Annotated in this window: 4 protein-coding genes; 3 read left to right on the plus strand and 1 reads right to left on the minus strand. The window is 38.8% G+C overall.

What is annotated here, in order from left to right; genetic code table 11:
* The first annotated feature begins 311 nt into the window (after nt 1-311).
* From V7149_RS22535 to V7149_RS22545, 3 genes are all read left to right on the plus strand, one after another.
* The gene (locus V7149_RS22535; protein ID WP_335347822.1) at nt 312-656 is read left to right on the plus strand and encodes an ArsR/SmtB family transcription factor; all 345 of its coding nucleotides are present in this window, start codon (nt 312-314) and stop codon (nt 654-656) included.
* Nucleotides 657-686: 30 nt separating this feature from the next.
* A complete protein-coding gene (locus tag V7149_RS22540) occupies nt 687-1,202 on the plus strand; it encodes an SRPBCC domain-containing protein (protein ID WP_335347823.1) in 516 nt (171 codons plus the stop codon).
* A gap of 85 nt (nt 1,203-1,287) precedes the next feature.
* The gene (locus V7149_RS22545) at nt 1,288-1,668 is read left to right on the plus strand and encodes a VOC family protein (protein WP_335347824.1); all 381 of its coding nucleotides are present in this window, start codon (nt 1,288-1,290) and stop codon (nt 1,666-1,668) included.
* A 282-nt stretch (nt 1,669-1,950) separates the two neighbouring features.
* Here V7149_RS22545 and V7149_RS22550 read toward each other — a convergent pair.
* Nucleotides 1,951-3,490: M2 family metallopeptidase (locus V7149_RS22550; protein WP_335347825.1), on the minus strand; the 1,540-nt coding region annotated here is incomplete at its 5' end.

Genomic DNA, 3,490 nt, shown 5'->3' on the forward strand with positions numbered 1-3,490 from the left:
TAAGGAAAGCGTCTTTCTTAATGAAAAGGGCCAGATTGTTGAATAACACCATTAATGAAAACTAGGTATTTAAGTTAAAATATAGATGAGATTGTGAAGGATTGTACTTAAACTAACGGGCAGGATAGTGGAAGAAAAAATTTATAGGAAAATTCTATATAATTAAACACTAACCCCGGTATCACATTAATTTTAAAATATTCCTTGACGGGAATATTCCTAATTGGGTATAATCGATTCAGCAGGACGATAAGACTAGTGATGATGTAGATGTGATTTTACCGGAGACCATCAATTGACGAGGTGAGAAAATGTCAGGGAAAATTCCGGGCGTGAACATGACGACGCTGAGCGCTTTGTCTGAACCAAATCGTATGAATATCGTCGAACTCTTGCGTGACGGTCCCCTGACAGTGGGGGAAATCGCCGACCAGCTGGGATTGAGGCAGCCCCAAACTTCGAAACATCTAAAAGTGCTAAGCGACAACGGGATTGTGGAAGTGCAGGCTGAAGCTAACCGCCGCATCTACAAACTCCGTGCCGAGCCCTTCCAAGAGCTGGATTCTTGGATACAATCCTTCCTGCGCGTGATGCAAGAAAGATTCGACAATTTAGATGATTATTTGAAGGAATTGCAGAGCAAGGAAAAATCATAAAATCATTTTCATGTTCAAGGAGGAATTACGATGTCAAACAACGCAATGGTATCGAGAGTAGAGAATGATCGGGTACTGGTGCTGGAGCGCATTTTCGATGCGCCACGCGATCTCGTATTCAAGATGTTTAAAGAGTCGGAGCATCTAAAACGCTGGTGGGGACCGAGGGGCTGGGAGATTCCGGTCTGCACCGTCGATTTCCGACCGGGAGGTGTTTGGCATTACTGTATGAAGTGCGTAGATCAGAATCAGGGTCAATTTTTTGGTATGGAATCCTGGGGCAAAGGGGTTTATAAAGAGATTATCGAGCCGGAGAAGATTGTCTACACCGATTACTTTTCGGATGCCGAAGGCAATATAAATGACTCCATGCCGTCCACCGAGATCACATTGGAATTCATCGATTTGGATGGAAAGACGAAGCTGATAAACCGTGCTGAATATGTGTCCGCAGAGGCACTTAAGAACGTCATGGACATGGGCATGGTGCAGGGCATCACCGAAACTTGGGACCGTTTGAACGAGCTTGTGGAATCGCTGAAGTAGAGTTACCGTAACGCTGTTTTCAGCGTTAGTAAGATTTAGGAGCATTTAGTTTTGTAATTACTTTTATAAGGGAGTGTAAAAATCAATGATTAGTCAAGTTGGTCAAATCATGTTGTATGTTAATAACCAAGATGAAGCAAAGGAGTTTTGGACAGAAAAAGTAGGGTTTAGTGTAATTTCAGAGGAAGACAATGGTCAAGGGTTCAGATATATTGAAATTGCTCCAACTAAAGAAGCTGAAACAAGCATTATTCTTCATAATAAGGAATTTATTGCGAAAATGTCACCTGAATTAAACCTTGGAATACCTTCTTTAATGTTCTTCTCGAAAAATTTCGATAATTTATATAGTGACTTATCAAACAAAAATGTTACTGTCGGTGAAATTGTAAATATGCCTTCAGGTAGAGTATTTAATTTTGCAGATAGTGAAAATAATTACTTTGCAGTAATGGAAAAAAAGTGAATTTATATTCAAGTTACGAGTGCGATGCTTGATTAAAGGCATCGCCTTTTTGCTTGTTTGATTTAAGAAACAGATTGTGAAGATTTACACTTAAAGTAACTGGGGGCTTTAGTTCAATAACGATCTTCAACAATCGGGCGCTTTNNTCTTCATGAAAAGGGCCAGTTTGTTGATTAAGTAATTTAGCATTAATATTGGGGAACCGCATCATAAATGGAGGCAAAATAATTAGGAAAAGGATAGCTTAGACCATATAGTCCTAGCTATCCTTTTTTTCACAAATTAACTTTTTACCTGAGTTTTGCAATAAACATCAACAAAGTGAGCAGGATTTAATTTTTCACCCGTTACACGGCTAATTTTTTCATTCCAGTCATAAAGGGCAGCTGGTTTAAAGAATTGATTGATAAGCATTTCTCCCGTTTCTTTTGTGAAAAATTCAGGAGAAATCTCCGTTTCAATATGACAAAGAAGCTGTGCTGCCATTAATTCTCCAAGTAGATAATTTTGGTAGTAAACAGGTGCGAGTGTAAAATGAATTTTTGCAGCCCAATCGGGATTATCAGTTGAATCAGGAGGAGTGACTAGCTGAACTTCATTTACAGTTTTCCACCATAAAGCGTTTAAATCTTGATCGGGATTTTCATACAGTTCTTTTTCAAAAAATACAAAGGTAATAATCCATCTTACTGCAATAAGCATTTGTAACTGTTGGTACTTTTCTAATTCAGGAGCAAGCTCATTTACTGTTGCTTCATCAACTTGTAAGAAGCGCTTTAACCAACGAGGATCTTTGCCCATTTTTCCAAATAACATCGCGATCGATTCAGTTGTTAAGATATGACTTTCTTTACGTAATCCGAAAGGAAGGTTAGAGTCTACATATTTAAAATAAGCCGCATGGCCAAACTCATGTAGGTTCGTTTCCATCCAATACGCATCTTCCATTAAGTTACAAAGGACACGTACGTCACCTTCGCGATCAATATCCATGCAAAAGGCTGTTGGGTTTTTCTTTTCTCTAGGGAACAAATCACTTTTTGCATATAGGTCATCAATTTCCATTCCCATTGAGTTAAACGTATCTGTTGTGATTTGGACAATATCCTTCCCTTGGTAAAAAGGATCTAGATTGGTTGAATCAGATGGTGGTGCCTCTTGGAAAAAAGGATCGACATAATGCCATGGGCGTATATCCTCTGGATTAATCCCAAATCTAGTTGCTAAACGTTCATCTAGTTTTTTCTTCATCGAGCGGTAGGCTTCATCTGATTGAGCAATAAGTTCGTTGAAAATAGCGAATACCTCGTCACGGTCAAGTTCTTGAAGAGCAAAGCCCATTTGATGATGGTTATCATAACCAAGTAGTTGCGCAGCTTCATTGCGCTTCTTCACAAGCTCAAGCAGGTCTTTTTCTACGACTTTACCAACTTCCTTACTTGCAAACCATACTTTTTTGCGTAATTCTTGGTCATCACTATTAACCAAGATATCTCGAATTTCATTGGCAGAATACTTCTTGTCATCCACTTCAGGTGTGTATGTGTTAAATAATAAATTTAGTTCAGAAGAGCGTTTTGATATATCAGCAATCACTTCTTCAGGGAGTTGATTACCTTCCATTTCGCTTAATAGAAGTTGAAGCTGACGTTTTTCGATCTCCGTTAAGTTTTCCGTTGCTAGAAATTGTTTTGTTTTCTCGTATGAATCTTTTGAAGAGAATAAAAGATTGTATCGAGTTTCAGCTTCATTTAATTTAGCAGCCCACTCAGGGTCTCCAGTTGTTTGGGCCATCCAGCTTGATTGAGCCCCATCTTTATAT

It is taken from the genome of Bacillus sp. JJ1503, from assembly GCF_036965125.1.
Taxonomy (GTDB): domain Bacteria; phylum Bacillota; class Bacilli; order Bacillales; family Cytobacillaceae; genus Cytobacillus.